The organism is Streptomyces sp. SID3212 (genome assembly GCF_009865405.1).
Taxonomy (GTDB): domain Bacteria; phylum Actinomycetota; class Actinomycetes; order Streptomycetales; family Streptomycetaceae; genus Streptomyces.
In genome coordinates, this window is the sequence record NZ_WWJY01000822.1 from 1 (window position 1) to 316 (window position 316).

Sequence of the window (316 nt, forward strand, 5' to 3'; positions counted from 1 at the left end):
CGACGAGGTGTCCCGCGTGCAGCGGCTCGCCGCGGCGCTGGCGGGCGCGAAGAGCGTCCGGGACGTGGGCCGGGTGCTGGTCTCCGCGCTGCGCGGCCCGCTGGGTGCCGACCGGGTGGCGTTCGGCGAGATCGAGTCGGACCGGCTGGTCGTCCTCGCGCTCGATCCGCCGGAACCCTCCGCGTGGCCGGACGTCTGGCGGTCGGAGTGGCGTTCCGAGTGGCCCGACCTGCCGATCCGGTCCCTCCCCACGCTGGCGGACACCCTGCGCGAGGGCCGGGTCAGCCTGTGGCCGGAAGGCCCCGCGAGCGAGGAC

General features: G+C 76.9%; 1 pseudogene. It reads left to right on the plus strand.

Annotated elements, in window-relative coordinates:
* Positions 1-316 (plus strand): annotated as a pseudogene (locus GT042_RS24735) (PAS sensor protein); the annotation flags it as partial.